The 24,951-nt window shown below is 44.4% G+C and carries 19 protein-coding genes; 9 read left to right on the top strand and 10 right to left on the bottom strand.

The annotated features are described in order from the left end of the window. Positions 1-89: 89 nt before the first annotated feature. Positions 90-1,370: an amidohydrolase family protein gene (locus tag AC59JO_RS27970; protein WP_497309598.1), complete on the bottom strand. Its 1,281-nt coding sequence runs from the start codon at positions 1,368-1,370 to the stop codon at positions 90-92. A 126-nt stretch (positions 1,371-1,496) separates the two neighbouring features. On the opposite strand from AC59JO_RS27970, the gene AC59JO_RS27965 reads away from it, so the two are divergent. The 5 genes from AC59JO_RS27965 to AC59JO_RS27945 all read left to right on the top strand — a co-directional run bounded on the left by AC59JO_RS27965 (position 1,497) and on the right by AC59JO_RS27945 (position 11,480). After that, positions 1,497-2,570: a FecR family protein gene (locus AC59JO_RS27965; protein WP_497309596.1), complete on the top strand. Its 1,074-nt coding sequence runs from the start codon at positions 1,497-1,499 to the stop codon at positions 2,568-2,570. Between the two features lie 209 nt (positions 2,571-2,779). After that, the gene (locus tag AC59JO_RS27960) at positions 2,780-6,280 is read left to right on the top strand and encodes a TonB-dependent receptor (RefSeq protein WP_413670428.1); all 3,501 of its coding nucleotides are present in this window, start codon (positions 2,780-2,782) and stop codon (positions 6,278-6,280) included. A 23-nt stretch (positions 6,281-6,303) separates the two neighbouring features. Beyond that, positions 6,304-8,085 carry a RagB/SusD family nutrient uptake outer membrane protein gene (locus AC59JO_RS27955; protein WP_413670429.1) on the top strand — a complete coding sequence of 594 codons (1,782 nt, stop codon included), beginning with the start codon at positions 6,304-6,306 and terminating at the stop codon, positions 8,083-8,085. Between the two features lie 114 nt (positions 8,086-8,199). Then, the gene (locus tag AC59JO_RS27950; RefSeq protein WP_497309593.1) at positions 8,200-9,327 is read left to right on the top strand and encodes an acyltransferase family protein; all 1,128 of its coding nucleotides are present in this window, start codon (positions 8,200-8,202) and stop codon (positions 9,325-9,327) included. 245 nt (positions 9,328-9,572) lie between these two features. Continuing rightward, positions 9,573-11,480 (top strand): beta-N-acetylhexosaminidase, encoded by a 1,908-nt coding sequence (locus AC59JO_RS27945; RefSeq protein ID WP_497309591.1) that lies wholly within the window; start codon positions 9,573-9,575, stop codon positions 11,478-11,480. 467 nt (positions 11,481-11,947) lie between these two features. Here the strand turns inward: AC59JO_RS27945 and AC59JO_RS27940 are convergent, their stop codons facing one another. The 3 genes from AC59JO_RS27940 to AC59JO_RS27930 form a co-directional block, all read right to left on the bottom strand. Continuing rightward, positions 11,948-13,519: an aminopeptidase P family protein gene (locus AC59JO_RS27940; protein ID WP_497309676.1), complete on the bottom strand. Its 1,572-nt coding sequence runs from the start codon at positions 13,517-13,519 to the stop codon at positions 11,948-11,950. A 286-nt stretch (positions 13,520-13,805) separates the two neighbouring features. Further along, on the bottom strand, positions 13,806-14,801 hold the full coding sequence (locus AC59JO_RS27935) for a glycoside hydrolase family 43 protein (protein WP_497309589.1): 996 nt from the start codon (positions 14,799-14,801) through the stop codon (positions 13,806-13,808). 391 nt (positions 14,802-15,192) lie between these two features. After that, positions 15,193-16,422, bottom strand: a complete 1,230-nt coding sequence (locus AC59JO_RS27930) for a DEAD/DEAH box helicase (protein WP_413670434.1) — start codon at positions 16,420-16,422, stop codon at positions 15,193-15,195. A 378-nt stretch (positions 16,423-16,800) separates the two neighbouring features. On the opposite strand from AC59JO_RS27930, the gene AC59JO_RS27925 reads away from it, so the two are divergent. Beyond that, a complete protein-coding gene (locus AC59JO_RS27925; RefSeq protein ID WP_413670435.1) occupies positions 16,801-17,331 on the top strand; it encodes a GNAT family N-acetyltransferase in 531 nt (176 codons plus the stop codon). Positions 17,332-17,367: 36 nt separating this feature from the next. Here the strand turns inward: AC59JO_RS27925 and AC59JO_RS27920 are convergent, their stop codons facing one another. The 6 genes from AC59JO_RS27920 to AC59JO_RS27895 all read right to left on the bottom strand — a co-directional run bounded on the left by AC59JO_RS27920 (position 17,368) and on the right by AC59JO_RS27895 (position 22,235). Further along, positions 17,368-17,808 carry a low molecular weight protein-tyrosine-phosphatase gene (locus AC59JO_RS27920; protein WP_497309587.1) on the bottom strand — a complete coding sequence of 147 codons (441 nt, stop codon included), beginning with the start codon at positions 17,806-17,808 and terminating at the stop codon, positions 17,368-17,370. A 95-nt stretch (positions 17,809-17,903) separates the two neighbouring features. Next, positions 17,904-18,698 carry a S1/P1 nuclease gene (locus AC59JO_RS27915; RefSeq protein WP_497309585.1) on the bottom strand — a complete coding sequence of 265 codons (795 nt, stop codon included), beginning with the start codon at positions 18,696-18,698 and terminating at the stop codon, positions 17,904-17,906. Then, positions 18,698-19,126 carry a fumarate hydratase gene (locus AC59JO_RS27910; RefSeq protein WP_413670438.1) on the bottom strand — a complete coding sequence of 143 codons (429 nt, stop codon included), beginning with the start codon at positions 19,124-19,126 and terminating at the stop codon, positions 18,698-18,700. Before AC59JO_RS27910 ends, AC59JO_RS27915 begins: the two co-directional genes overlap by 1 nt. Before the next feature lie 229 nt (positions 19,127-19,355). Further along, positions 19,356-20,753 (bottom strand): class II fumarate hydratase, encoded by a 1,398-nt coding sequence (gene fumC / locus AC59JO_RS27905; protein ID WP_413670439.1) that lies wholly within the window; start codon positions 20,751-20,753, stop codon positions 19,356-19,358. 177 nt (positions 20,754-20,930) lie between these two features. After that, positions 20,931-21,590: a DUF6624 domain-containing protein gene (locus AC59JO_RS27900; protein WP_497309583.1), complete on the bottom strand. Its 660-nt coding sequence runs from the start codon at positions 21,588-21,590 to the stop codon at positions 20,931-20,933. Between the two features lie 39 nt (positions 21,591-21,629). Then, the gene (locus tag AC59JO_RS27895; RefSeq protein ID WP_413670441.1) at positions 21,630-22,235 is read right to left on the bottom strand and encodes a hypothetical protein; all 606 of its coding nucleotides are present in this window, start codon (positions 22,233-22,235) and stop codon (positions 21,630-21,632) included. A 253-nt stretch (positions 22,236-22,488) separates the two neighbouring features. On the opposite strand from AC59JO_RS27895, the gene AC59JO_RS27890 reads away from it, so the two are divergent. The 3 genes from AC59JO_RS27890 (at position 22,489) to AC59JO_RS27880 (ending at position 24,758) form a co-directional block, all read left to right on the top strand. Then, positions 22,489-23,094, top strand: coding sequence for a DUF4142 domain-containing protein (locus AC59JO_RS27890; protein ID WP_413670442.1), 606 nt, complete (start codon positions 22,489-22,491; stop codon positions 23,092-23,094). Positions 23,095-23,213: 119 nt separating this feature from the next. Beyond that, on the top strand, positions 23,214-24,230 hold the full coding sequence (locus AC59JO_RS27885) for a Gfo/Idh/MocA family oxidoreductase (RefSeq protein ID WP_413670443.1): 1,017 nt from the start codon (positions 23,214-23,216) through the stop codon (positions 24,228-24,230). 39 nt (positions 24,231-24,269) lie between these two features. After that, positions 24,270-24,758: a TlpA family protein disulfide reductase gene (locus tag AC59JO_RS27880; RefSeq protein WP_091210093.1), complete on the top strand. Its 489-nt coding sequence runs from the start codon at positions 24,270-24,272 to the stop codon at positions 24,756-24,758. Positions 24,759-24,951: the final 193 nt, after the last annotated feature.

The raw sequence follows: 24,951 nt of genomic DNA, 5'->3' as shown, positions 1-24,951 counted from the left end.
AGGGAGCATTTCAAAGAAAAGCCGAATAAATCGCACCGTTAAAACAATCACTTAAGCTGCAATAAAACCTGGAAAAGAATATAAAGCTGTTACTTTTTGAATAAAAGGCCACCCTTAAAAACCATATATACAGACGTAAGGTTACCAATATCCTCGAGGGGGTTTTTGTTCAGTACCAAAAGGTCGGCTGCTTTACCGGGCAATATAGTCCCCTTTGTGCTGTCGATGTGCAATGCCTTTGCGCCATTTAATGTAGCTGATATAATGGCATCTATCGGGGTGAAACCGGCATCGCTTACCAGTAATTTTATTTCATTCTGCACAAATTCCTCCTGGTCATCATCGGTACCGGCACATATCTCCACTCCGGCTTTATAAGCATTGGCTGTTATTCGTTTTCCTATTTCATAATTGTACCGCATGGCAGTGTCTGTTTCAGCCCATTTTTTATAGGTAAGCAACGTTGCATCCAGCATAGTGCCATTCTGTTTCATCAGGTTAAACAAATCGGTCATCTGAGGTACAGCATCATCCCAAAATTCCTCGGTGTGTCGTTGTTTTTTCCACAGGTCCGGAATTTTATCAAATTTTTCATGTATCAGTAAGGGCGCATGCGAAATTGAGCCTATGCCTGCCTTCACCAGATCGGAGGGTTTGGCCATCTGCAGCCAGGCATGCCCCCATACAATCATTCCCTGCCTGGTTGCTTCACTTATGATCTTAGCAGCCAGTCCCGGAGATAAATCAGCGTACAATTTTATTCCGGCGGCACCGGTGCCTTTTGCTGCGGCAACGGCCAAAGGCATATTTGTACTATCTGTAACAGCCAGCATATAAGGCATTTTACCGGCAATAGCCCCTTTGGTAGAGGTTCCCGTCCTCGGGTCGCTAAAAAAAGTTGGCCCGGCCATCAATGCAGAATAATATATATAAGGCGACACAATATCCCCGGTAAGTGCATCACGCGATAAGCCGGCAAGTGTGCGTGCGTCGCCGGCCATGTCCCTCACTGTTGTAATACCGCTATACAGCATCTGTTGCAGTACACTGAGGGTGTGGACACGATTATCCGTACCCGATGGGTCTGTAGCAAAGTGTACATGGGTATCAATCAAACCCGGGAGCAGGTATTTTCCCTTTAACGAAAGGATATGATAAGAAGCCGGGATAGCCCTGGTTCCGTCCTTAAAAACTTCCCGGATAACAGCACTGTCGATAATTACCGTTTGCCCAGCGAGGGACATCCGGTGATTGGCATCAATAATTGTAAGCCCGGTCAAAGCCACACGACCAAGCGAAACCTGCGCATGTGAAAAATTACAAAGCAGCAGGGAAGGAACAAATAAAAGGAGCAGCCGGATCCATCTCATAACCATAAAGATAATTAATGGAATATAACGGAGCGCGATAATTTACGGTAAATATAAAATTGAAAAATATTTCACACGGCTTTGAGGGTATCCGTTTTTTCGATTGTCTTAACGATAATATTACAAATGGATAACGAAGAAGTAAAACTACTGTTGGTAAAATATATAACAGGCGAAGCTACCGCACAGGAGCTTGAGCAGGTTAAACAGTGGATAAGTGCGCACCCCGAAAACGAGCAGTATTTTGCACAATTGTATGAAACCTGGCATAATATGCTTTACCTGCAGCCAGCGGTTGTAAATAAAGAGAATGCCTATAATAAGCTTTCGGCTGAGATAGAGCCAAAACAACCGTTACGCTATGCAAGGCTGATCACCTGGGGCAAAGCGGCTGCCGCTATTGCTTTGCTGGCGGCAGTTACTGTTACCTTATATAACAGGTACTCAAAAAATGTAGAAAGTGTAAGGCAGATTGCCGCTAACCCCGGTGCCATTAAAAAAATTGTTTTGAGCGATGGTACGCAAGTTTGGCTTAACGCGGGAAGCAAGCTTAATTATACCGCCGATTTTGGCAAAACAACCCGCACCGTTTACCTGGAAGGCGAAGCCTTTTTTGATATCGCCCCCGGCAAAAAGGAGGTCCCTTTTATTGTTAATACAAAAAACTATACTATCAGGGATATCGGCACAAAGTTTAACCTGAAAGCATATGCTTCCGACCCGTTTTTTGAAACTACTGTGGTAAAAGGGGAGGTATCGGTTGAAGGGAATGTAGATAACAATGCGCATGAAATGAGCCGTATTTATGTAAAGCCACGGCAGGTGCTCAGGATCTACTATCACCCTAAAAAGGAAAACTATAGCTATACTGCTCCCGAACCGAAAAGCCTGAACGAGATCCAGGTATCAGAGATCGACTCAGCAAAACTTGACCGTTATGACGGCTGGAAAGAAAACCTGCTGGTATTTGATGGCACTACCCTCAGTGAAATAGCAAAAGTATTGCAGCGCAGATATAACGTAATCATCATAATTACCGACAACGAGATTGGTAACATCCGTTATTCAGGAAGCTTCAAAAATGTATCTGATATTGAGAAGGTGCTGGCAATTATAAAAGGGAATACCCCCATAAGTTACCTTAAAAACGGAAATGTAATCAACATAACTAAAACCAACAATAATGAATCATCTAACTAAAACAAAAAGGAAACTATGATTAAAAACTAACATTCTCTTTTACATAAAAAACCCGGATGTGCTACCAACACGCCCGGGCTAAAGCAATCAAAGCTAATACCCTACGCTTGGGGAAGCATCGTATTAACTGATTAACAAACAAATTTATGATTAATTTTTACAGAAAGTCCGCTCTGGCCGCCGGCCCGTGGCAAAAAACGATCAAAATTATGAAGCTGGTAACCGTTCTGCTCTTAACGGGCATTATGCAAATACACGCTGCCGCTTATTCACAAAACGTTTACAACTTTAGTGTAAACAATATTTCTGTTAAGCAAATGTTTAAGCAAATTGAAAAAAGCAGTAAATACACTGTTTTTTACAGGCTTGACCAGGTTGACGTTGACAAGAAAATAAATGTGGACGTGCAGGACGCGCCTATTGAAACCGTAATGCAGAAGGTGCTGCAAAAACAGCCTTTAACCTTCCAGGTGGTTGATGATATCATCATTATAAAACCCGCAGATGAAAAACCAATTGTTACTTTAACCGTAACGGGGGTGGTTAAAGATGTTAGCGGTCAGCCCTTACCAGGGGTAAGCGTAAAGCTGAGGGGCAGTAATTTAGGCACAGTTACCGACATCAACGGTAAATATACCCTCACTATGCCCGACGGCAAAGGGACGCTTGAATTCGGCTTTTTAGGTTTTACCGCACAAGCCGTGCCGGTAAACGGACAAACAACCATCAACGTAACCTTGCTTGAAGAGTCGAAAGCGCTGAACGAGGTTGTTGTGGTTGGTTATACCACCCAAAAAAAGAAGGACCTTACCGGCGCTGTTGCTGTAGTTAACGTTAAAGATCTTAACAAACAGGCTTCGTCGTCCGTAAACTCGCAATTGCAAGGCCAGGCATCGGGCGTTACCGTTACCGGATCGGGCCAGCCCGGCGAAGAGCCACAGGTACACATCAGGGGTTTTAATACTTTCGGGAATAATACTCCCCTATACGTAGTTGACGGCGTGGAAACATATGATGTAAGCACGCTGAACCCTAACGATGTTGAGACCTTCCAGGTGTTAAAGGATGCGAGTTCGGCATCAATATATGGTGCAAGGGCTGCAAACGGCGTTATCATCATCACTACAAAAAGGGGTAAAGGCAAGGTAAACATCCAATACGACGCCTACTACGGTACGCAAAGACCCAAAGGCGGCAATGTCTGGAATACCATAACGCCGCAACAAATGGCCGATCTGAAACTTACCGCCAAGAAAAATTCGGGCGATAACAGTATTAAAGATGCCTTGTACAACCCAACCGGTACAGGCTCGACTTTTACACTGCCCGATTACATTACCCCGGCAGGTGCTAAAGAAGGCGACCCATCTGTCGATCCATCAAAATACTATGTAAACCCCAATTATACCTCAGCGACAGACCTTGGCAATTTTTACAGGATAACAAGGGCCAACAAAGCCGGTACCGACTGGTATCATGAGTTGTTTAAATCGGCCCCGATGAACAGCCACAATATATCATTGAGCGGCAGTACCGATAACGCCAGCTATTTATTCTCGTTAAATTATTTTAACCAGCAAGGTACACTAATTGATACTTATCTTAAACGATACACGCTTCGCTCAAACACCACCTACAATGTAACTAAACACATCAGAGTGGGCGAAAACCTGGCTTATTCTATAACCAGGCAGCCCCAGGTAAATGATGGAACATCACATTCGCAGGTTAGCACCAATGACCCGGATGGCGTTATTGCACATGCCCTGCGCGAGCAACCAATCATTCCGGTTTACGACATTAAAGGTAACTATGCAGGCAGTTACGGTACGGGCCTCGGTGATGCCAATAACCCGGTTGCCATACAGGAGCGTACAAAAAACAACCAGTCAACAAGCTATCGTTTGCTTGGTAACGTATTTGCCGAAGCCGACATTATTCCCGGCCTTACTTTACGCACCAGCTTTGGCGGCGATATCATTAACAGCAACAACCATTCGTTTTCGTTCCCTACATATGAAAACGTTGAAAACTCTTCAACAAATACTTATAGCGAAGGATCGGACAACAGCTATACTTATAACTGGACCAACACCCTTAGCTATCAAAAAGCATTTGGCAAACACAATGTTAACATAGTGGTAGGTACAGAGGCGGTTGAAGATCATGACCGGTATGTAGGTGGCAGCATCCAGGGATTTTACACTTTTGATCCCAATTATGTAAACCTGTCTACCGGTACCACCAATAAAAACACCTACAGCGGAAAATCTAACAACTCGTTATTTTCGGAGTTTGCCCGTTTAGATTATACTTATAACGACCGCTACCTGTTTAACGCCACTATCCGTCGCGATGGTTCATCAAAATTCCCGGTTGACCAACGTTACGGTTATTTCCCTGCATTCAGCGCAGGCTGGCGTATCTCGCAGGAAAACTTCATGAAAAATATCACCTGGCTTACCGACCTGAAGCTAAGAGGCGGCTGGGGCATTATGGGTAACCAGATCAATATGGGCAGTAAAGACGCTTACGTTACGTTCAGCAATGATATTGGCCAGTCGTATTATCCTATCGATGGTTCACTTAACCTAACACCTGGCTTCTACCAGGATCAAACTGCCAACCCTCATGCGCTTTGGGAAAAGGATATTAACTCCAACTTTGGCTTTGATGCAACCTTATTTGGCGGCAAAATAGCCGTAACTGCCGATTACTATCGCAAAGACATTAAGGACCTGTTATTTAACGCTACCCAGTTAGGTACTGCAGGTAACGGTGCTTTCCCGGCGCAAAACGTTGGTAAAATGAAAACCGATGGTCTTGACCTTTCTGTTACCGGCAACTTCAGGGCCAGCAGCGACCTGAGCTTTAATGCAACCGGTACTTTAACCACTTATAATAACAAAGTATTAAAAGTATCTGATGACAGGGATTACTTCCCCGGCTCAGCAACAAGCAGGTTTGATAACCCGATCACCCGCAGCCAGGTAGGTCATTCTTTAGGCGAGTTTTATGGCTACCAGATCGTAGGTTTCTGGAACTCACAAGCCGAAATTGATGCAGCCGACAAAGCTGTACAAACCCGCACCGGCGACCCGAATGCTTACTACCAATCGGATGTAAAGGTTGGCCGTTTCAGGTATAAAGACGTGAACGGTGATGGTGTCATTACCGATGCCGACCGTACTTTTATCGGCAATCCAAACCCGAAAGTTACTGCCGGTTTAAACCTGGGTGTAAACTATAAAAACTTTGATGCCAGCGTATTCCTTTACGGCTCATTCGGCAATAAACTATGGAACAGCGTTAAATACTGGCGGGATTTCTATGCTTCATTCGGTACAGCAAAAAGCTATACCGCGCTTAATGATTCATGGACGCCAACTCATCAAAATGCGAAGGCCCCTATCCAGGAACTTGACGCATCAACCAGCAGCGGCGCTACACCAAACTCATATTTTGTTGAAAACGGCACCTATGTACGTATGCGTAACGCGCAGGTTGGCTACACTTTTAACCTTGCAGGCCTTAAAAAGGCAGGGATCCAAAAGTTAAGGATCTATGTATCGGCAACCAACCTGTTTACATTAACTGGTTACAGCGGTGTTGATCCCGAACTAAGCGGCAACACCAAAGATTTTGGTATTGACGAGGGTAGCTACGCCAGCCCCCGCACCTTCATATTCGGAGTTAATTTTTCATTATAACAGCAATATTTAAACGGATTACAATGAAAGCTAAAAAACTTATTTCCATAGCGCTTTTAAGCATCCTATCGCTTGGCGCATGTAAAAAATCATATCTCGATAAGCCTATTAACGGCGCCCTCGAACCTCAATTTCTCGAAACAGAATCAGGAGCTAATGAACTGCTTGTAGGTGCTTATGCAGTGTTGGATGGCCAGCAGGGCGGCGACGCCTCGGTAGGCGGCGGCGGCGCATGGGAAGCCTCGCCGGATAACTGGGTATACGGCGGTGTAGTAGGCGGTGATGCATCTAAGGGCAGTATCGCCGGCGATCAGCAACCGATAGAACCGATGATGAAATACAACGCCGATGCCAGCAATGGCTTTTTTGACAGTAAATGGCGGGCCGATTATGAGGGTGTATCGCGCACAAACAACACCATCAAAATAACCAATAAGGTTACTTCCATATCAGCCTCAAACAAAACCAATATACTGGCACAGGCCCGGTTTTTAAGGGCGCATTATTACTTCGATCTAAAAAAGATGTTCAATAATGTACCTTATCTGGATGAAACAACTACCGATGTCAATCAGCCTAACAATACGGATATCTGGCCAAAAATTGAGGCCGATTTTAAATATGCTTACGACAATCTGCCTAATACCCAACCCGAAGTTGGCCGTGCCAATAAATGGGCCGCAGGTGCATACTTGGGTAAAACTTACCTGTACGAGCATAAATATGCTGAAGCAAAGGTTGTATTTGATGCCGTTATTGCGCAGGGTGTAACTTCAGATGGTAAAAAGTACGCCCTTAACGCTAAATTCAACGACAATTTCAGAACGGCTACCAATAACAGCGCCGAATCTGTTTTCGCGGTACAGGCGGCAGCCAATACAGACCCCAACGGCCCTTCACAGGCAAATAACGGCGATATGCTTAACTTTCCGTATGGCAATAGCAGTCCGTTTAGTTGCTGCGGCTTTTACCAGCCCTCAATTGACCTCGTAAATCATTTCCGCACCAATCCAACTACGGGCTTACCATATCTTGACGATTATAACAGCCATGCTATAAAAACAGATATGGGCCTGGCATCGGCAGACGATTATACTCCGGATGCAGGTACTATTGATCCACGCCTTGACTGGACTGCCGGTCGCCGCGGGATCCCTTATCTTGACTGGGGCTTACACCCCGGAGCCGACTGGATCCGCGATCAGCAGTATGGTGGCCCTTATTCGCCTATCAAAAATGTTTATGGCCAGGCCGAACAGGATGTAAACGGCGATAACACCTCATGGGCCCCGGGTTCAGGCATCAATTACAACATTATTCGTTATGCCGATGTACTGTTAATGGCCGCTGAGGTTGAAGCACAGGTTGGGAGCCTGGATAAAGCCGAAAGTTATGTAAACATGGTGCGTAACCGCGCAGCTAATCCCGAAGGTTTTGTACATAAATACAAAGACAATGATGACCCAACGGCTGGGTTCACCACTCAGGCTGCTGCTAACTACAAAGTGAGCCCATATCCCGGCGGTGCATTTGCCAGCAAGGATTTTGCGCTTAAAGCCATCTATTTTGAGCGTAAAATTGAGCTCGCAATGGAAGGGCACCGCTTTTTTGACCTTGTACGCTGGGGCATTGCCGATACCGAGCTTAATGCTTACATAGCATATCAAAGTACGTTAACCAATGATGTAAAAGGCGGTAAATTCATTAAAGGGAAAAGCGAATATTTCCCGATACCGCTGGTAGAGATTGACCTAAGCGCCAAAGGCGGCACACCGCAATTGAAACAAAATCCGGGTTATCATTAATTAAAATCCACCTTAATAAACTTACCGGGATTGTACAATTCCCGGTAAGTTTATATCTTGCCCTATCCCCCTGCCTTTTTGTAAAGCTGATTATAAACATTTTTAAACCCATTTATGGACAAATCATCATCGCGGTTTTTATCGCTGGATGTATTTCGTGGCATGACTTTATGCTTCATGATCATTGTAAATACGCCGGGCAGCGGAGCAGCCCCATTTTCACCGCTTGAGCATGCTGCATGGCATGGCTTCACCCCAACCGATCTTGTATTCCCTTCCTTTTTGTTTGCCGTAGGCAATGCTATGAGCTTTTCAATGAAACGCTACCAGGAGATGGGCAACGCGGCCGTACTTAGCAAAATTTTCAGGCGTACGCTGCTTATATTTTTAATAGGTTACCTGATGTACTGGTTCCCTTTCTTTTCAACCAACGGCGGATTTCACTTAAAGCCAATTACACACACCCGCATTATGGGTGTTTTGCAAAGGATTGCCCTGTGCTATTGCTTTGCTTCGCTGATGATCCATTTCCTGTCCAAACAAACGGTTTTTATTTTGTCAGGCTTATTTTTAGTGATGTACTGGATCATCCTGCTGGTGTACGGCAATCCTGCCGATCCGCTGAGCATGACCGGTAATGCGGGCATTTATCTTGATAAGTTTTTGTTTGGTGTCGATCACCTGTATCACGGCGAAGGTATCCCGTTCGAACCCGAAGGTGTATTAAGCACGTTACCTGCTATTGTTAATGTGGTAGTGGGTTATTACGCAGGTAAGTTCATTCAGCAAAAAGGAAAGGGATACGATACCACTACCAAACTACTGTTAACCGGCTGCCTGTTCATCTTTTTGGCCCTGTGCTGGAACATGGTTTTCCCGATCAATAAAAAGCTGTGGACAAGCTCTTTTGTGCTGGTTACCACCGGGCTCGATCTGGTGATCCTGTCGGCATTAATCTATACGCTGGAGATCAATAACTGGAACAAGGGCAACTGGGCTCGTTTTTTCACCACCATGGGTAAAAATCCGCTGCCAATTTACGTGCTTTCCGAAATATTGCTGATCCCGGTAAGCATGATCATTATAGGCGGCGCAAATGCTGTAGCCTGGATAAATACGGCTTTTTACCAGGCCATAGCGCCCGGGCCAATAGGCTCGTTGCTTTTTGCCATCAGCTTTATGCTGATCTGTTGGCTGGTGGCTTACATCCTTGACAAGCGGAATATTTATATCAGGGTGTAATTTGGAATGTCGGACTTCGAATATTCGATTTCGGATTTAGGTTTTCTTTATCGCCCGGCGGCTGATGTTTTGTCTGAACCCGAATTTATAGAATTAAGTAATTACCAGAATGCTCAGCAAATTCAAAAAATTCCAATAATTCCTTAAAATTCGAGTTCAGACAAAAAAACCATGGTTCAGAAAACACTTCTTAATATTATTTAAAAAGTTTAATTTGCGTACATCCAATTAAATAACAATTCTTTATGAAGAGATTATCCTTATTGCTTTGCGGCTGTATGGCACACCTGCTTTCTGCAGCCCAAACAACCAAACCGGCCCTCGCGCTTATCCCGCAGCCGGTAAAAGTTACCCAAACTACCGGCGAGTTTGTGCTGCCCAAAACAGTTGTTGTTGAGGCCGGTTCATCTGCCGATGTGGCAAATGTAACTGCCTACCTTAAACGAAAACTATCTACATCCACAGGAGCATTCATTACTGTAAAAAGTACCGCCCCCACAGCACCCATCAGGCTAATCTTAAATAAAACTGCTGATACAGTGCTCAAAACCGAGGGATATAAATTATCTGTAACGCCTAAAAAAGTAGTGATCCGTGCCAATGATGCTGCCGGGCTATTTTATGGTGTACAAACGTTTTTCCAGCTGCTGCCTAAAGAGGTTGAGGGTTTGGAAATAGCCAAAGGTGTAAAGTGGACTGCACCCGCAGTTGAAATTACCGACTATCCAAGGTTTGCCTGGAGAGGATTGATGTTTGATGTAGCCCGTCACTTTTTTACCAAAGCCGAGGTTAAGCAATACATCGATGCTATGGTTAAGTACAAATTTAACCTGCTTCATTTACACCTTACCGATGATGAAGGTTGGCGCGTGGAGATCAAAAGCCTGCCAAGGTTAACCGAAGTGGGAGCTCACAACGTTAAAAAAGTTGGTCAGTTTGGAACATTCACCCCGCCAACAGCTGATGAACCGCGTACTTACGGCGGTTTCTATACCCAGGAAGATATCAAGGAACTGGTACAATACGCGAAAGACCGGTTTGTTGATATCCTGCCCGAAATTGATGTTCCCGGCCATAGCCTTGCCGCTGTAGTTGCTTATCCCGAACTTTCATGCACACCCGGTGCCGATAAATATGTGGTAAATTCAGGCGAGCCTTTTATGGATTGGAGCGGCCCGCATAACCGCGCTATTGTTGACAACACACTTTGCCCGGCCAATGAAGCTGTTTATACTTTTATGGATAAAGTAGTTACCGAAGTTGCCCAGTTATTCCCCTTCGGTTATATCCATTTAGGGGGTGACGAGTGCGCCAAAAATTTCTGGGAACAAAGCGATGCCATAAAAGCATTAATGGCTAAAGAAAACCTGAAGACCATGAGCGAAGTACAGGCTTATTTTGAAAAGCGCCTTGAAAAGATCGTTGAATCAAAAGGCAAAAAATTCATGGGCTGGGATGAGATCATTGAAGGCGGCCTGGGGCCCAATGCAGCTGTTATGAGCTGGCGCGGTATCCAGGGTGGCATTACCGCTGCCAAAGCCGGCCACGAAGTGGTAATGAGCCCAACTACGTTCGCGTATCTTGATTATATGCAAAGCGACCGTGTAAACGAAACCAAAATCTACGCCACACTTCGTTTAAACAAAACCTATTCATGGGAGCCTGTACCCGATAGCGTTGATGCACGCCTCATTAAAGGCGGACAGGCCAACTTGTGGACAGAGCAGGTGTACAACATCCGCCAGGCCGAATATATGACCTGGCCACGCGGAATGGCTATTGCCGAGGATGTATGGTCGCCAAAAGGTACTAAAAACTGGGATGGATTTTTCAGCAGGGTAGAGAAACACTTCCCACGCTTTGATGAAGCTGAAACCAAGATAGCCCCAAGCGCTTATGATCCGTCATTTGACGCTACCTTGAATGCCGACAGCACGTTAAAAATCACGCTGACTAACGAGGTTAACGGACTGGATACTTATTACAGTTTTGACAACTCGTTCCCCGACAGGTTTTATCCTAAATATACAACACCGATAGATGCTCCTAAGGATGCAACTACGCTCCGGGTGATCACCTATCGCGGTAAAAAGCCAATAGGCCGTATGGTTACCATGCCATTGGCTGAGCTGAAAAGCAGGATTAAGAAGTAATGATTACATTAAAGACGAAAGCCCTTCGGAATTTAATCCGAAGGGCTTTTTGTTTTACTACCCCTATGTCATTGCGAGCGATAGCGCGGCAATCTCGTAGCTATACAGGGCCGCTATGCACCGTGGCGATGCAAAGCTACGAGATTGCCACGTCGCCCAATTGCACAGCCCCCGCTGCTCCTCGCAATGACATAAAGTGCATTTTTTACTTCAGCTCCGGGAATTTAGCGGCTTCAAAAATGCTTTTTTTCTTGCGCTCGTTTGCAACGAGCGCTTAAACTGGGATAGCGTTTGTAACGCGATACCGGCGATGAAATCGCCAAACCATATTAAGCGCTCGTTGCAAACGAGCGCAAGTTCGGTTACAAACGGGCACAGGTATTTTCGCTTCGGCGGCCAGAGGCCGCTTGATAGCTGCCACTCGGCGGGAGCCGAGCGGTGGCTTTTTATCTTATCTTACTTTAATTTTACTTCAGCTCCGGGAATTTAGCGGCTTCAAAAATACTTTTCTCGGTTACTGCTTTTTCAACGTCCTGCCATTTGCGCGGCGCATCTATTGAAAGGATCGTGCCCTTGTCTTTTCCTATCTGTACATCATCTTCAATACGTACACCAATGTTCCACCATTTTTTATCACATGGACTACCCGCTGGGATATAAATTCCCGGCTCAACAGTGATCACCCAATTCTCTTCCAAATTACCGCGACCGCCTTTGTCATGCACATCAAGCCCTAAATGGTGCGAGCAACCATGCGGATAGTACTTACGCACTTCCGAAGCATTTTTAATAATACCCAGTTTGATTAACCCTGCTGCTAAAACTTCGGCCGATTTCTGTTCAAGACTGGCATACGGAACGCCTGCTTTGCATAACTTAAAAATTTCTTCCTGGGCATCATAAACCAGTTGGTAAATTGCTTTTTGCTCTTCAGTAAATTTGCCGTTGGCGGGTACGGTACGGGTAACATCGGCAGAGTAGCCATGATACTCGGCACCAACATCCATCAGCAGCAATTGGTTGCTAAGTTTTGTAGCCGAATTTTCTTCATAGTGCAGGATACAGCCATTTGCCCCGGCACCTACAATTGGCGGGTAACCCTCGTCTTCTGCTCCATATCTTTTGTGCACATAGGTCATGATCCCTTCCACCTCGCGCTCGCTTATAGTTGGTTTTACCGATTTCATTACTTCCAGATGGGCGAGGCTTGATATTTCAACAGCTTTTTTCAATACAGCTATTTCTTCCGGAGTTTTTATACCGCGAAGTTTGGAAGTAAATTCAGCATATCCGGTGTTACCGCCGTAAGTTGCGGCAATCTTTGCCTTAACATCGGCAAGTGTTGCAGAATCGGGCTTGGCCAACAATTGTTGTATAAGCGGATTATTCTTGTGATCATCATCTGCAAACTTATCTTTAAAATAAGTCATGAAACGGTCCAAATTTTGAGGGGTAACCATTCTTGCTATCAAATTAAGGTCACTCATAACCTGCCTGTTTGTTTCCGTTATGCCAGCCTTACTTTTAAAAGCAGCTATCAGCTTCTTTAACTCGCCTGTCGAGCCATCGCCCGTAACGTCCTCTGGCAGCGCGTCATAATATACATTGGCAAACTTTTTAAAATCAACAGGGAATTTCGCAAAATCCTCACTGTTATAAGCCCGCTTAAAGCCCAGCCGCGATTTAGCACCTTCAACGCCCAAACGCCTGCCTGTCCACTGCTCGCGACCGGCATCGCGGTGGCGTACAAACAGCACCTCATTATAGCTACTGTCGCCATCGGCCTGCAGATCTTTAAATACTAACAATACTGAGTTGGGTTCTTTATATCCCGAAAAATAATACAGGTCGGGGTTAGGATGATAAACGTAGTTAACGTCATTCGAAAACACCTGCTCGGGGTACGAGAAGATCACCGTTACCGAATTGGCGGGCATCAGCTCACGCAGCGCCTGGCGTCTTCCGGCGTGAAATTCTTTGCTTAAATAATCGGTAGGTAAGTTTTCGGCGGCTTGCCCGAAACAGCGGTTGCTGCCAATAAGGGCAAGTAAAACTACTAATGCCCGAAAAATGATCGCGTCATAATGATAAAGGAATAATGTCAGTCAATAAAAACGGTTTAAGATACTAAATATCAGGGATTATCAACTTCACCCTTTTAGGGGGAAGATTGATTTGCAAATGATGAAATTTCAGATGTGCAAATTAAAGGGCATATTACCTCAATGCCTCAAATGGTTAAGGAAACTTACGAAGTTTTAAAAACTTCGTAAGTTTTGCAACGTGCTATGTTCTCCGCAAGCTCCCCTTTCAGAGGCCAGGGGGCTATTTAATCTTCCTTGCCGTTACACCTTCATTGGTGATCTTAACCGGCAGGATCTTGCCATCCTTATCAAAATACATTTTATCGATACAGGTAACACGATGATTGCCATCTGTTTCGGTTAACGGGCGGCGGTGATAAACTATATACCATTCATCTTTACCCGGCACCTGGATCACCGAATGGTGACCTGCACCCGTAGCTATGCTGGCATCCTGCTTTAATATGGTTCCGATACGGTTAAACGGACCGAAAGGCGAATCGCCAATAGCGTAAGCAACGCGGTAATCCGGACCAGTCCAACCGCCTTCGCTCCACATAAAGTAGTATTTGCCTTTGCGCTTAAACATTACCGGGCCTTCAACATAATCTTTAGGAGTGATCAGCTTATAGGTTTCACCATTATCAAATGGTTCAACGCCTGTAAAATCGTTTTTTAGTTTTACAATGTTACATTGGCCCCAGCCACCATAGATCATGTAGTACTGGCCATTATCGTCTTTAAAAACAAACTGGTCGATAGGCTGAGCTTTATTGATGATCTGCCCAATGAGTGGTTTACCCAAAAGGTCTTTGAACGGACCTTCGGGTTTATCGCCAACAGCAACGCCAATGCCACCAATTTCGTTATTGTTCTGGATATCATTGGCACCAAAAAAGATATAGTATTTACCATCTTTTTCGGTTACGGCAGGAGCCCACATAGCGCGCTTTGCCCACTTTACGGCAGCAGTATCTATAATATGCGGATGCTTTGTCCAGTTAACCAGGTCGGGCGATGAAAAGGCATCCATAAACACCTGGTCGTTATATTTAGCCGAATAGGTAGGGTACACCCAGTATTGCTTGTTAAAGATCTTAGCCTCCGGGTCGGCATACCAGCCTTCAACAATAGGATTGCCGGATGTTTTTTTCTCTTGTGCTAATACTTTGTTTGCAGATGTGGTAAGTGCCACACCTAATGCTGCCAGTAAAACCAGCTTTTTAGGGATGATCATTGGAAAATAGATTTTTGGTCTAAGATATTAAAATAGATAAAACGTTTTAGTAATGATGAACTAATTTATTCGAATTGAAGCGAATTTCACGAATTTGAGATTATCGGGATTAAACAGGGAGAACTCCTATCAAATTCATTGCCGTTGACTAAAGTCAAAGGGATGCGATTGCAAACTCCCAGGCTTTAGCCAAATTCCGCTCGAACAGTTTGGGCTAAAGCCTGGGAGTTCGTTTCTTTTTTAACCGTTGACTAAAGTCAACGGCAATGAAATAATGCTTGTAGATCCTGAGCTTCTATTAACCTATTTAATTCGTGTAATTCGTGTAATTCGTGTAATTCGTGTAATTCGATTAAATTGTGTTCAACTTAAAAGTATTCGTGAAAATCTTTTAATTACCGGTGTTCTGTTGTTTCGGTTTCTTTTTTCCCCAGCGGCGGTTAGGTTTCCTTTTGGCGTCACCTTGCGCAGGTTCAGGCTTAAGGGGTTGTATTGAGGCTAACTCATCAGGCAGCGCCATTAGCTTGATAGGCTTTTCTATCAGTTTTTCAATGTTTTTTAACTTTCGCTCATCACGGTGGTTAACAAAAGTAATAGCTGTGCCGGTGGTAGCAGCGCGGGCCGTGCGACCGATACGGTGGATATAATCTTCCGGATCGCCGGGAACATCATAATTGATCACCAGGTCGATACCTTCCACATCAATACCACGCGAAAGCGCATCGGTACCAATGATAACCGGAAGTAATTTGTTTTTGAACTTAAGCAGGATCTCCTCACGTTCCTTCTGCTCCAGATCGGAGTGGAACGACATGGCGTTGATCTTGATCGCCTTCAATTCTTTGTACAATGCTTTAACAATTTCTTTGCGCGAAGCAAAGATGATAATACTTGTAAACGCCGAATCTTTGAGGATGTGCTGCACCAGCGGCGTTTTTTGCTGATCGTGCACCCGGTAAACCTGCTGATCGATACCCACAGCCGGCTGCGAAATGGCTATGTTAATTTGCTCGGGATCTTTCAAAATAGCTTTCGCCAATGAACGGATACGGCCCGGCATGGTGGCCGAAAAAAGCAGCGTTTGCCGTTCTTTAGGCAGGTAGCTGATGATCTTCATGATATCATCCGAAAAACCCATATCCAGCATCCTGTCGGCCTCATCAAGTACCAGGTGGGTAAGATGATTGAGCTTCAGCACACCCGATGTGAGGTGGGCGATAAGCCTGCCCGGAGTAGCCACAATGATGTTTACATTATTTTGGATGCCGCGGCGCTGCTGTTCATAAACCACACCATCGCCGCCACCAAAAACGGCAATAGAGCTGATGCCTGTAAAATAGGCAAGGCCTTCAACCTGCTGATCTATTTGCTGGGCAAGCTCGCGGGTTGGGGCAAGTATAAGGGCACTGGTATGGTGTTTATTTGTTTTACTGATGCTGTTTAAAACAGGCAGCAGGTAGGCGCCGGTTTTACCGGTACCGGTTTGAGCGCATGCAATCAGGTCGCGCCCCTCCATAATGGTTGGGATAGCCATGGCCTGTATGGGTGTAGGGTTCAGGAAACCCATACTCTCTACACCTTCAAATAATTGCTCGTTAAAATTAAAATCCTGGAAAGTCACTATATCTTATAAGTAAATTATGCAAGGTATAAAAAATTTAACGGGAAATGAGGGTTTTAGCATAATTGAGCTACCGTTAAGGATCAGAATAATTACATCGGTTCACTATCATGTAAATACAGGAGGCTCCTCCGGAGCCAAAAGGTTTGTTTCATTTTCTATACACATGGTACTCCTACGGAGTTCTATGCATGCGTGCCTTTTAAATTCTATAGGAGTACCATGTTTATAGTTAAAAAACAAGACAGATATCAAGGCTACGGAGGTGCCTCCTATTGCATTTCAAGGCACGTATCCTGCAAAATTTGCCTATAGCAACTCTTTAATGACACTCATCTTACCCTCACAATCAATTCAAAAATTTATTTTTGAAAACCTATGAATATTATCACCCAAACACCACGCTTACTGATCCGCGAATTTACAGCCGAAGACGAAGTACTTTCAACTGTGATTGATGCAGATGACCGTCTTACCCAGTATGTAAAGAAACGCACTCCACAGGAGAGTAAACAGGTTTTTAAGGATACCTTGAAAGAATACCAAAATGGATCGGGCCTGGGCAGATGGGGCGTCTTTAATATCGCCGATAACGATTTTATAGGCGTTTGCGCACTAAAACCAAGTGATTATGACAAGAGCCGAATTGAGTTGGGCTACCGCCTGCACCTCAAATACTGGGGGCAAGGCGTTGCAACCGAATTGGCAGAGGCATTAGTTAGCTATGGATTAAATAAAATTGGCCTGAAAGAAATTTGTGCCGTTACCCATCCGCAAAACGCGGCATCACAAAGGGTACTGATCAAAGCCGGGTTTGCAAGGGAAGGGATTGTGTTTTGGTATGGTGAAGATGTGCCGTTTTTTAGGGTAGAAACCCCACCCAAACCCTCCCCGGAAGGGAGGGCTTAAAAATATTTATTAAAAGTCTCCCCAACCGGGGGAGATTTAGAGGGGGTGTAACCCTTTAATAATATCCTTACAACCGTTTTCAATCAATTCAAAAACCGGTTCAAATTGGTTGTCATCATAGTACGGATCGGGCACAACTTTATCGCCCAAAAGAAGTTTTACTTTGGCGGCTTGTTCTTCGTTGCGGGCCATATCAAGCACATCGCTCAAATTATTGCGGTCCATTACAAAGATGTGGTCAAAATCGTCAAAGTCGCTTCGTTTAAACTGGCGGCAAACCTGTTTGCTGATATCAATTCCATGGTTGCGTGCGGCGCGGATCGAACGCCTGTCGGGAGCTTCACCTATATGCCATCTACCCGTACCTGCCGAATCAACATCCCAGCCCAAACCATTTTCATCTGCCAGGTGCTGCATGATCCCTTCGGCCAGTGGCGAACGGCAGATATTGCCGAGGCATACCATTAGTACTTTCATTTTGTTGGAGGTAAAAGGAGAAAGGTTAAAGGCAAAAGGTTAAAGCATAGAGGCAACCTTTTACCTTTCAGCTTTAACCTTCCGCCTTAAAAAAATCAACCAAAAATCTGATTCAAAACACCAGCCAAACGAACGCCGGCTTTTACCATTTGGTCGTTTAGGATGCCAATGTATTTGAAGTTGTATTTGTAGCTCAGGTTTTCACCGGGTTTAACATCTACATACAGTTTTTCTGCAATCTGATTGCTTTCATACAGCCACTGGCTTATCGGGTCTTTTTGCAGCCTGGTGCGCTGGGCAGCTGTAGTATGGTTAATCATGGTTGCATACTCGGTATAACTTAATTGCTGAAAATCAATTAACTGACTATCCCAAACCGAGTGCAGGTTGCTGTCTTTACCAAACCATTGCACTTTTACATCGTTACCACCTTTATCACTGGTGTGGCCGGTGTGCAGCGGCTGGTGTACATCCTCAACAATATGGATCAGCATGCGCAGATAAAGCAGCTTGTTGGTTTTTGTTGTAGCTGGCTTTTTAAGCTCCGCAATCAAAAAGTTCATTTTAGTGTAGGCGTCAACGGCTGTATCCGCTTTTAAGTAGCCTTGTAGTTCGGGATAGGTATAGGCTTTATCCAGATCGATAAAATGCCAGTTATACAGGTAACCATAAGCCGGGTCGGATTTAATGAAATCGGCCCAGTTACTGGTAATTGCTATTGATTCATTGCCTAAAATGGCTTCTATGGCTTTACGGGCTTTAGGTGTAAGGTAGCTATCGGCAACCTGGCCACAAATACGATGACCGTTAGTGCCCCAGGCCATACTTTGCAGTGGGATATAAAATATAGCCACCAGCAGTAAAAGTTTCTTTAAAATTTGTGTTTTCATTACAATGGTTTTGGAATACAGCTTGTTCTTTTTATCAAGTGCACGTTAATAGGTATTACGTTTGATGTGCTTATAAACCTGATGAGCGAATCGCCGGTGCGGTGAACCTTAAAGTATTCTTCATAATCGCCAAACCTGAAACAACCCTGCTCGTTTTTATATGAGCCATCGGCATTACAAAACTGGCCTTTAATGTGCAGCGTATCCTGCCTTTGCGAGTACGTTCCGCGCACATATTCGGCCCAATGTCCTTTACTCATGCAAGTATCGGCACCATAATTTACCTTGCTAACGGTACTAATCTTCAAAAGAAATGAATCACAGCTGAATTTAATGTCGTATAGCGAATATGTTACCAGGCTTTTTTGAGCGGGTACCGAGTCCTGCCGCCACTCACCCTGTAGCTTGCTATCTCCCGGCTCCTGCATGTCGGGGTTCCTGCTACAAGAAGCTACGATTAGGCAAAAGGCGATCCCTGTTAGGTGAAAGGCGAAAGGTAAAAGGCGAAAGGCTTTCTTTGAGCGGAAAGCGGGAAGCGGAAGGCTTAAAGCGAAAAGCCGAAAGCTGAAGGAAAAAAAGAGAAAGCTATAGCGTTTTTGCATAAGCGAAAATTAAAAAGCCCCTCTCTTTTGGAGAGGGGTTGGGGTGAGGTGGCTCTTATTTTAAGCTGCCTATCATATTTTCGGGGCGTACCCACTCGTCAAACTGCTCGTTGGTTAGTAAGCCTAAGCCAATAGCTGCTTCGCGTAATGAACTCCCGTTTTTAAGTGCTGTTTTAGCAATTTTTGCTGCGTTTTCGTAACCGATGTGCGGGTTAAGTGCAGTTACCAGCATTAACGAGTTTTCAAGGTGTTTTTTGATGCCTTCGTAGTTCGGCTCAATACCTATAGCGCAATGGTCATTGAATGATACACAAGCATCGCCAATTAACCTTGCCGATTGAAGAAAGTTAGCAGCCATAACCGGTTTAAATACGTTCAGTTCGTAATGGCCGTTTGAACCACCGATAGAGATAGCCACATCATTACCCATAACCTGTGCAGCTACCATGGTAACAGCCTCATTTTGGGTTGGATTAACTTTACCCGGCATAATTGATGAACCAGGCTCGTTATCCGGAATATGGATTTCGCCAATACCCGAACGCGGGCCAGAAGCCAGCATCCTGATATCATTAGCAATTTTCATTAATGAAACCGCGATCTGTTTCAATGCGCCATGGCTTTCTACAATGGCATCGTGAGCGGCAAGGGCCTCAAATTTATTTTCGGCTGTAATGAACGGCAAGCCGGTAAATTGAGCAATGTACTCAGCAACTTTAACATCATAACCTTTAGGTGTATTGATGCCTGTACCTACAGCAGTACCACCAAGGGCAAGTTCCGATAGGTGGTCAAGCGTATTACGCAACGCTTTTAAACCGTGGTTCAATTGTGATACATAGCCTGAAAATTCCTGGCCTAAAGTAAGTGGGGTGGCATCCATCAAGTGGGTACGACCGATTTTCACTACCGATTTAAAGGCTTCTGATTTAGCTTGTAAAGTATCACGCAGTTTTTCAACACCCGGAATAGTTACGTCGATCAGCATTTTGTATGCTGCGATGTGCATGGCGGTTGGGTAAGTATCGTTTGATGATTGTGACTTGTTCACATCATCATTAGGGTGGATAAAGGTTTTGCCTTCGCCCAGTTTATTGCCTTGTAATACGTGTGCACGGTTAGCAACCACCTCGTTCACGTTCATGTTTGATTGTGTGCCCGAGCCAGTTTGCCAGATTACCAGCGGAAACTCTGAAGCCAGCTGGCCGGCCAGGATCTCGTCGCACACTTGTGCAATCAAATCGCGTTTTTCTGCTGATAATACACCTAAATCGGTATTAGTAAAAGCTGCAGCCTTCTTCAGGTAAGCGAAAGCGTCGATAATTTCCTTTGGCATTGACGCCTCGGGACCAATTTTAAAATTATTGCGTGAGCGTTCGGTTTGCGCTCCCCAGTATTTGTCGGCAGGTACCTGTACCTCGCCCATGGTATCGTGTTCGGTTCTGAAACTCATGGTATTAAATTTTGCAGGGGCAAAGTTATGTTTTTATATGATGCGGGGGAACGCAGGGTGTAAACTTTTTGATGGGGAATTAGATTGTTCTGAATAGCGATTTATCTCTATTGTTCTCGCCGTTGTTGGTGTTGTCACCAACAACGGCAGAGACCTTTTTATTCGTATGTCTCCATACTACCACTTCACATCTTCTATTTTGACAACTTTATAATCAATCCCCAACCGTTTTGCATTTTGTTCAACAGTTTGGTCAAAGCCGGCTTGTTTACGGCGCTCATTCACCGTAGCGGCTTCTTTAATAGGCCAAATGTAATAACCAATGTTTTGACCGTTGCGCAATGGCTTTGATGTAGCCTGCGAGCCATAGATCTGTTCCTTGCCATCATACATCAGCTGCCTGTCGAGCATCATGGCGTACAGCCTGAAGGGCAGCTCCTTATTTTCGGCCGCGGTTTTAATTGCAGGAAGATATTTATCAATTTTGGGAGAATGCTGCACCACCGACCAGGCAGCCTCGTTGGTTGGTTCACCAACGAGCGATTTGCCGGGGTAACCATATTTTGCAAATATGTTTTCAATGAAAATCAAATTACTTGAATCCGCCCGGGTTTGCAATTTCCAGTAATAGCCCGTTGCTTGTTCCGGCTTAACAGGCAAGGTCCTTAGTACCGAATCCTTTTTGTTCGGGTCCATCAGATAAGTTAATATTTCGCGGTATTTTTGATCAAGCGCTAATACGCTGTCAAGCTGCTTCTTTAAAACAGGATCAAACTTTTGCTGTGCAGAGGCGTTGCCTGCCGCTATTATTAACAAAGCGACGATCAGGTTCTTCATGATAAATAAGGTTTAGGCAAATAAACGCAAAAACCTGTGTTACAAGTATAAACTATCTGCCTTTTCAAACAATTTCCTGTTGCATTCGGTAGCCCTTAACGAATAATTAAACCTCGATAGTGCATACAACAGCGGCAATTTGGCCGGCGCTATTTCGTTTTGTCGCAGATCGGTAAGCCAGTTGGCACCATCAAACTCGGTGCGGTATTTTTTTTCGAGACGTTCGTAGATTTTATAGGCATCATCATGATCAAGCCACTCGGGTTTGATATAAAGGCCGGTAAGGTCGCCCATTTTTTTGCGTTCTTCAGCTTCTGCGGTATCGGCGCTGCCAAAAACAAAGTAAAAATAAAGCCACAGCAACAAACCTGCTCCGCCTATTACAGAAGCAGTTGAATCGCGTTCAATAAAAAATAATATAAAGGCTATAAAAGCAATAATAAGCGAAAACATGCGTGCATAACCCGCAATAATGCTTTGATAATTCAGCGGGATATTAAACCCGTTGCGGCTTCGCCAGGCGGCACGGGTTACCAGCATGGAGCTGGTAGGAAACAGCGGAATGCCAATAACCACAAATTTGGTCTCTATCCACTGCCCGTTAACCTCATGCACCTTGCCCAAAAACAATGATCCTATTAACATATCAGGTATAATTTAGTCGTATTATTATAATACACAACTTATAAAAGTCCTTTTAAACAAATGTTAAATATTCATTAAAATGTGAATAAGTGTATTTAATATTTTCGGCACCCGAAGGCAATCAAAAGGGCGGGAAAGAATTAATACCTATTAAGCTTGCTCCCGGCACAGACCATTAAATTTTACAAATAAGAAAATCAAACTTATTTAACTACAAAATGTTAACTGTAAAACAAATACATAAAACACTACTATGAAAAAGTTAAGTTTAATTGCAATGATGGCCCTGGCGGCATTATCATTCCAGGCCTGTAACGGCGGCGCTAAAAGCGGAGCCACCGATAGTTCGGCAGCTGTAAAAGATACTGCCGACAGCGCCAACAAAGTAAAAGACACCACCACTACAGGTGCAACAGGCATTGCTGTTACTGCCGATGATGCCAAATTTGCCACAGGCGCAGCCAACGCCGGCTTAGCCGAAGTTGCTATCGGTCAACTGGCCAGCGAAAAGGCTACCAATGCCAAAGTGAAAGACTTTGCCAAAATGATGGTTACCGACCATACCAAAGCCAATGATGAGCTGATGGCGCTTGCTAAAACTAAAAACATCAGCTTACCAACCGAACCGGATGCCGATCATCAGAAAAAGAAAACCGAACTGGCAGCAAAATCAGGGGCCGACTTTGATAAAGCTTATGTTGACGCCATGGTTGACGGCCATAAAAAAGTAGCTTCGATGTTTGAAGATGCTTCAAAAAATTGCAAGGACGCTGATCTTAAAGCGTGGGCAGCCAAAACATTGCCCACAATTCAACACCACTTAGCCGAAATTGAGGCTATCCAAAAGGGCATGAAATAATCAACTATTGATTACTTCAGAAAGAAAAAGGGAGATGTAACAATCTCCCTTTTTCTTTTATATAACTTGTGTGGGTGTAGCTAAAACGATACTTTTAACACAGCAAAATCTACTTTAATATGTCGAAACCAATAGTAACCGGCCTCATGGCCTACGGAATGTCGGGCAGGATTTTTCATGCCCCGTTTTTAACTACCAATCCGGGCTTTACCTTTAAAGCAGTGGTTGAACGCCATGAAAAAAAAGCCGGTAAAAAATATCCTGATGTTATTAGCTACGATACCATCGATGAGCTGCTTAACGACAATGAAATAGAGTTAATCATCGTTAACACGCCCAACAACACCCATTTTGATTATGCTGTACAAGCCCTTAATGCCGGCAAGCACGTGTTGATCGAAAAACCCGCAGCTGTAACTTCTCATGAGGTAAAAGCTCTGTACGATTTGGGCAAAAAGCTTGATTTGAAAGTGATGATCTACCAAAACCGCCGTTATGACAGTGGCTTCCTTTCGGTAAAGGAAGTAATTGAAAGCGGCAGGTTAGGGGAACTGATCGAGGTTCACTTCAGGCTCGACAGGTACCGCATGGCTATCGGCGTTAAAAAATTCAAGGAAACAGCCGGTGTTCCTGGTGGCGGCCTTACTTATGATCTTGGGGCGCATTTGGTTGATAATGCCATCAGCATCTTCGGCAGGCCGTTGAGCTATGAAAAAACTACCGCTGCATTCAGACCAGATTCGCAGGTTGATGATTATTTCAATATCCACCTTAAATACCCTAACCAGTTGAATGTTTACCTAACCTCGGGATTACTCATTGCCGAACACACCTACGGCTTTGTGGTACATGGCACATTAGGCAGCTTTGTTAAAATGCGTACCGACGTACAGGAAGCACAGCTTGATGCCGATATGATGCCCACCGATGAAGGTTTTGGCATTGAACCCGAAGGCAGCGACGGCAAACTGGTGCTGATGGGAGCCGACGGGCAAAAAACTGTAGAGTGGATACCGTCACCCAAAGGTAATTATAACGGGATATTTGAGGCCGTATATCATACAGTACGTGAAAATGCGTTATTCCCCGTAACTGAAGAGCATGTTGCCTGGCAAATTGAATTGCTTGAAAGCTAAAAATGTTGTAACTATGCTTATTAAACGCTAATTAAAATAATGAAGAAACTGTATTTACTGCTTTGTCTGATTATTGCCGCCGGGTGCAGCCAGGCACAAACGCCACCTGCTAATTCCGGTTTGCCGCCATATCACATCCTCACTACAGACAGTGTTTACGTTACTCCTGCCAACCTGAAAAAAAACAAGCCGGTAATGGTGATCTATTTTTCGCCTGATTGCAGCCATTGCCAGCACCTGATGTACGATCTGAAACCCGAGCTGCCCAAGTTAAAAGATGTGCAGATTGTGATGATCACCTTTATGCCTATGCTTAAAGGCATCCAAACTTTTCAGCGCGATTTTGACCTGGCCAAATACCATAACATCACCATTGGTACCGAGGGTTATACCTACGTTGTGCAAAAGTTTTACAGCGTACAAACCACCCCATACATAGCCATTTATGATAAGTATGGTAAATTATTCCAGTCGTACCCAAAAGTGCCCAAAATTCCGGTGCTGATGGAAACGCTAAAAAAGGTATAAAGTATTTTAGTGCTGATATAAATCCGGTTAAACTTCACAAAGTTTAACCAGATTTATCGTTTAACGTCCCATCGGAGTTCCTCAGACATTTAAGTTTTGCCCCTCTGGGGCAAAGGAACTGTCTTGTCCGGAAATGGGTTTACATTAAAGTAAACACAGTGGAAAAGATCATTATTAAAGAACATCGACATTA

The organism is Mucilaginibacter sp. A5337 (genome assembly GCF_059690695.1).
Note: the sequence above shows the minus strand (reverse complement) of the source record. Positions and strands in the feature narration are given on the sequence as shown.

Bases quoted from the DNA above. Each gene is read 5' to 3' on its own strand.
- AC59JO_RS27970 (WP_497309598.1), bottom strand. From the start codon at position 1,370: ATGAGATGGATCCGGCTGCTCCTTTTATTTGTTCCTTCCCTGCTGCTT.
- AC59JO_RS27965 (WP_497309596.1), top strand. From the start codon at position 1,497: ATGGATAACGAAGAAGTAAAACTACTGTTGGTAAAATATATAACAGGC.
- AC59JO_RS27960 (WP_413670428.1), top strand. From the start codon at position 2,780: ATGAAGCTGGTAACCGTTCTGCTCTTAACGGGCATTATGCAAATACAC.
- AC59JO_RS27955 (WP_413670429.1), top strand. From the start codon at position 6,304: ATGAAAGCTAAAAAACTTATTTCCATAGCGCTTTTAAGCATCCTATCG.
- AC59JO_RS27950 (WP_497309593.1), top strand. From the start codon at position 8,200: ATGGACAAATCATCATCGCGGTTTTTATCGCTGGATGTATTTCGTGGC.
- AC59JO_RS27945 (WP_497309591.1), top strand. From the start codon at position 9,573: ATGAAGAGATTATCCTTATTGCTTTGCGGCTGTATGGCACACCTGCTT.
- AC59JO_RS27935 (WP_497309589.1), bottom strand. From the start codon at position 14,801: ATGATCATCCCTAAAAAGCTGGTTTTACTGGCAGCATTAGGTGTGGCA.
- AC59JO_RS27925 (WP_413670435.1), top strand. From the start codon at position 16,801: ATGAATATTATCACCCAAACACCACGCTTACTGATCCGCGAATTTACA.
- AC59JO_RS27920 (WP_497309587.1), bottom strand. From the start codon at position 17,808: ATGAAAGTACTAATGGTATGCCTCGGCAATATCTGCCGTTCGCCACTG.
- AC59JO_RS27915 (WP_497309585.1), bottom strand. From the start codon at position 18,698: ATGAAAACACAAATTTTAAAGAAACTTTTACTGCTGGTGGCTATATTT.
- AC59JO_RS27910 (WP_413670438.1), bottom strand. From the start codon at position 19,126: ATGCAGGAGCCGGGAGATAGCAAGCTACAGGGTGAGTGGCGGCAGGAC.
- fumC (WP_413670439.1), bottom strand. From the start codon at position 20,753: ATGAGTTTCAGAACCGAACACGATACCATGGGCGAGGTACAGGTACCT.
- AC59JO_RS27900 (WP_497309583.1), bottom strand. From the start codon at position 21,590: ATGAAGAACCTGATCGTCGCTTTGTTAATAATAGCGGCAGGCAACGCC.
- AC59JO_RS27895 (WP_413670441.1), bottom strand. From the start codon at position 22,235: ATGTTAATAGGATCATTGTTTTTGGGCAAGGTGCATGAGGTTAACGGG.
- AC59JO_RS27890 (WP_413670442.1), top strand. From the start codon at position 22,489: ATGAAAAAGTTAAGTTTAATTGCAATGATGGCCCTGGCGGCATTATCA.
- AC59JO_RS27885 (WP_413670443.1), top strand. From the start codon at position 23,214: ATGTCGAAACCAATAGTAACCGGCCTCATGGCCTACGGAATGTCGGGC.
- AC59JO_RS27880 (WP_091210093.1), top strand. From the start codon at position 24,270: ATGAAGAAACTGTATTTACTGCTTTGTCTGATTATTGCCGCCGGGTGC.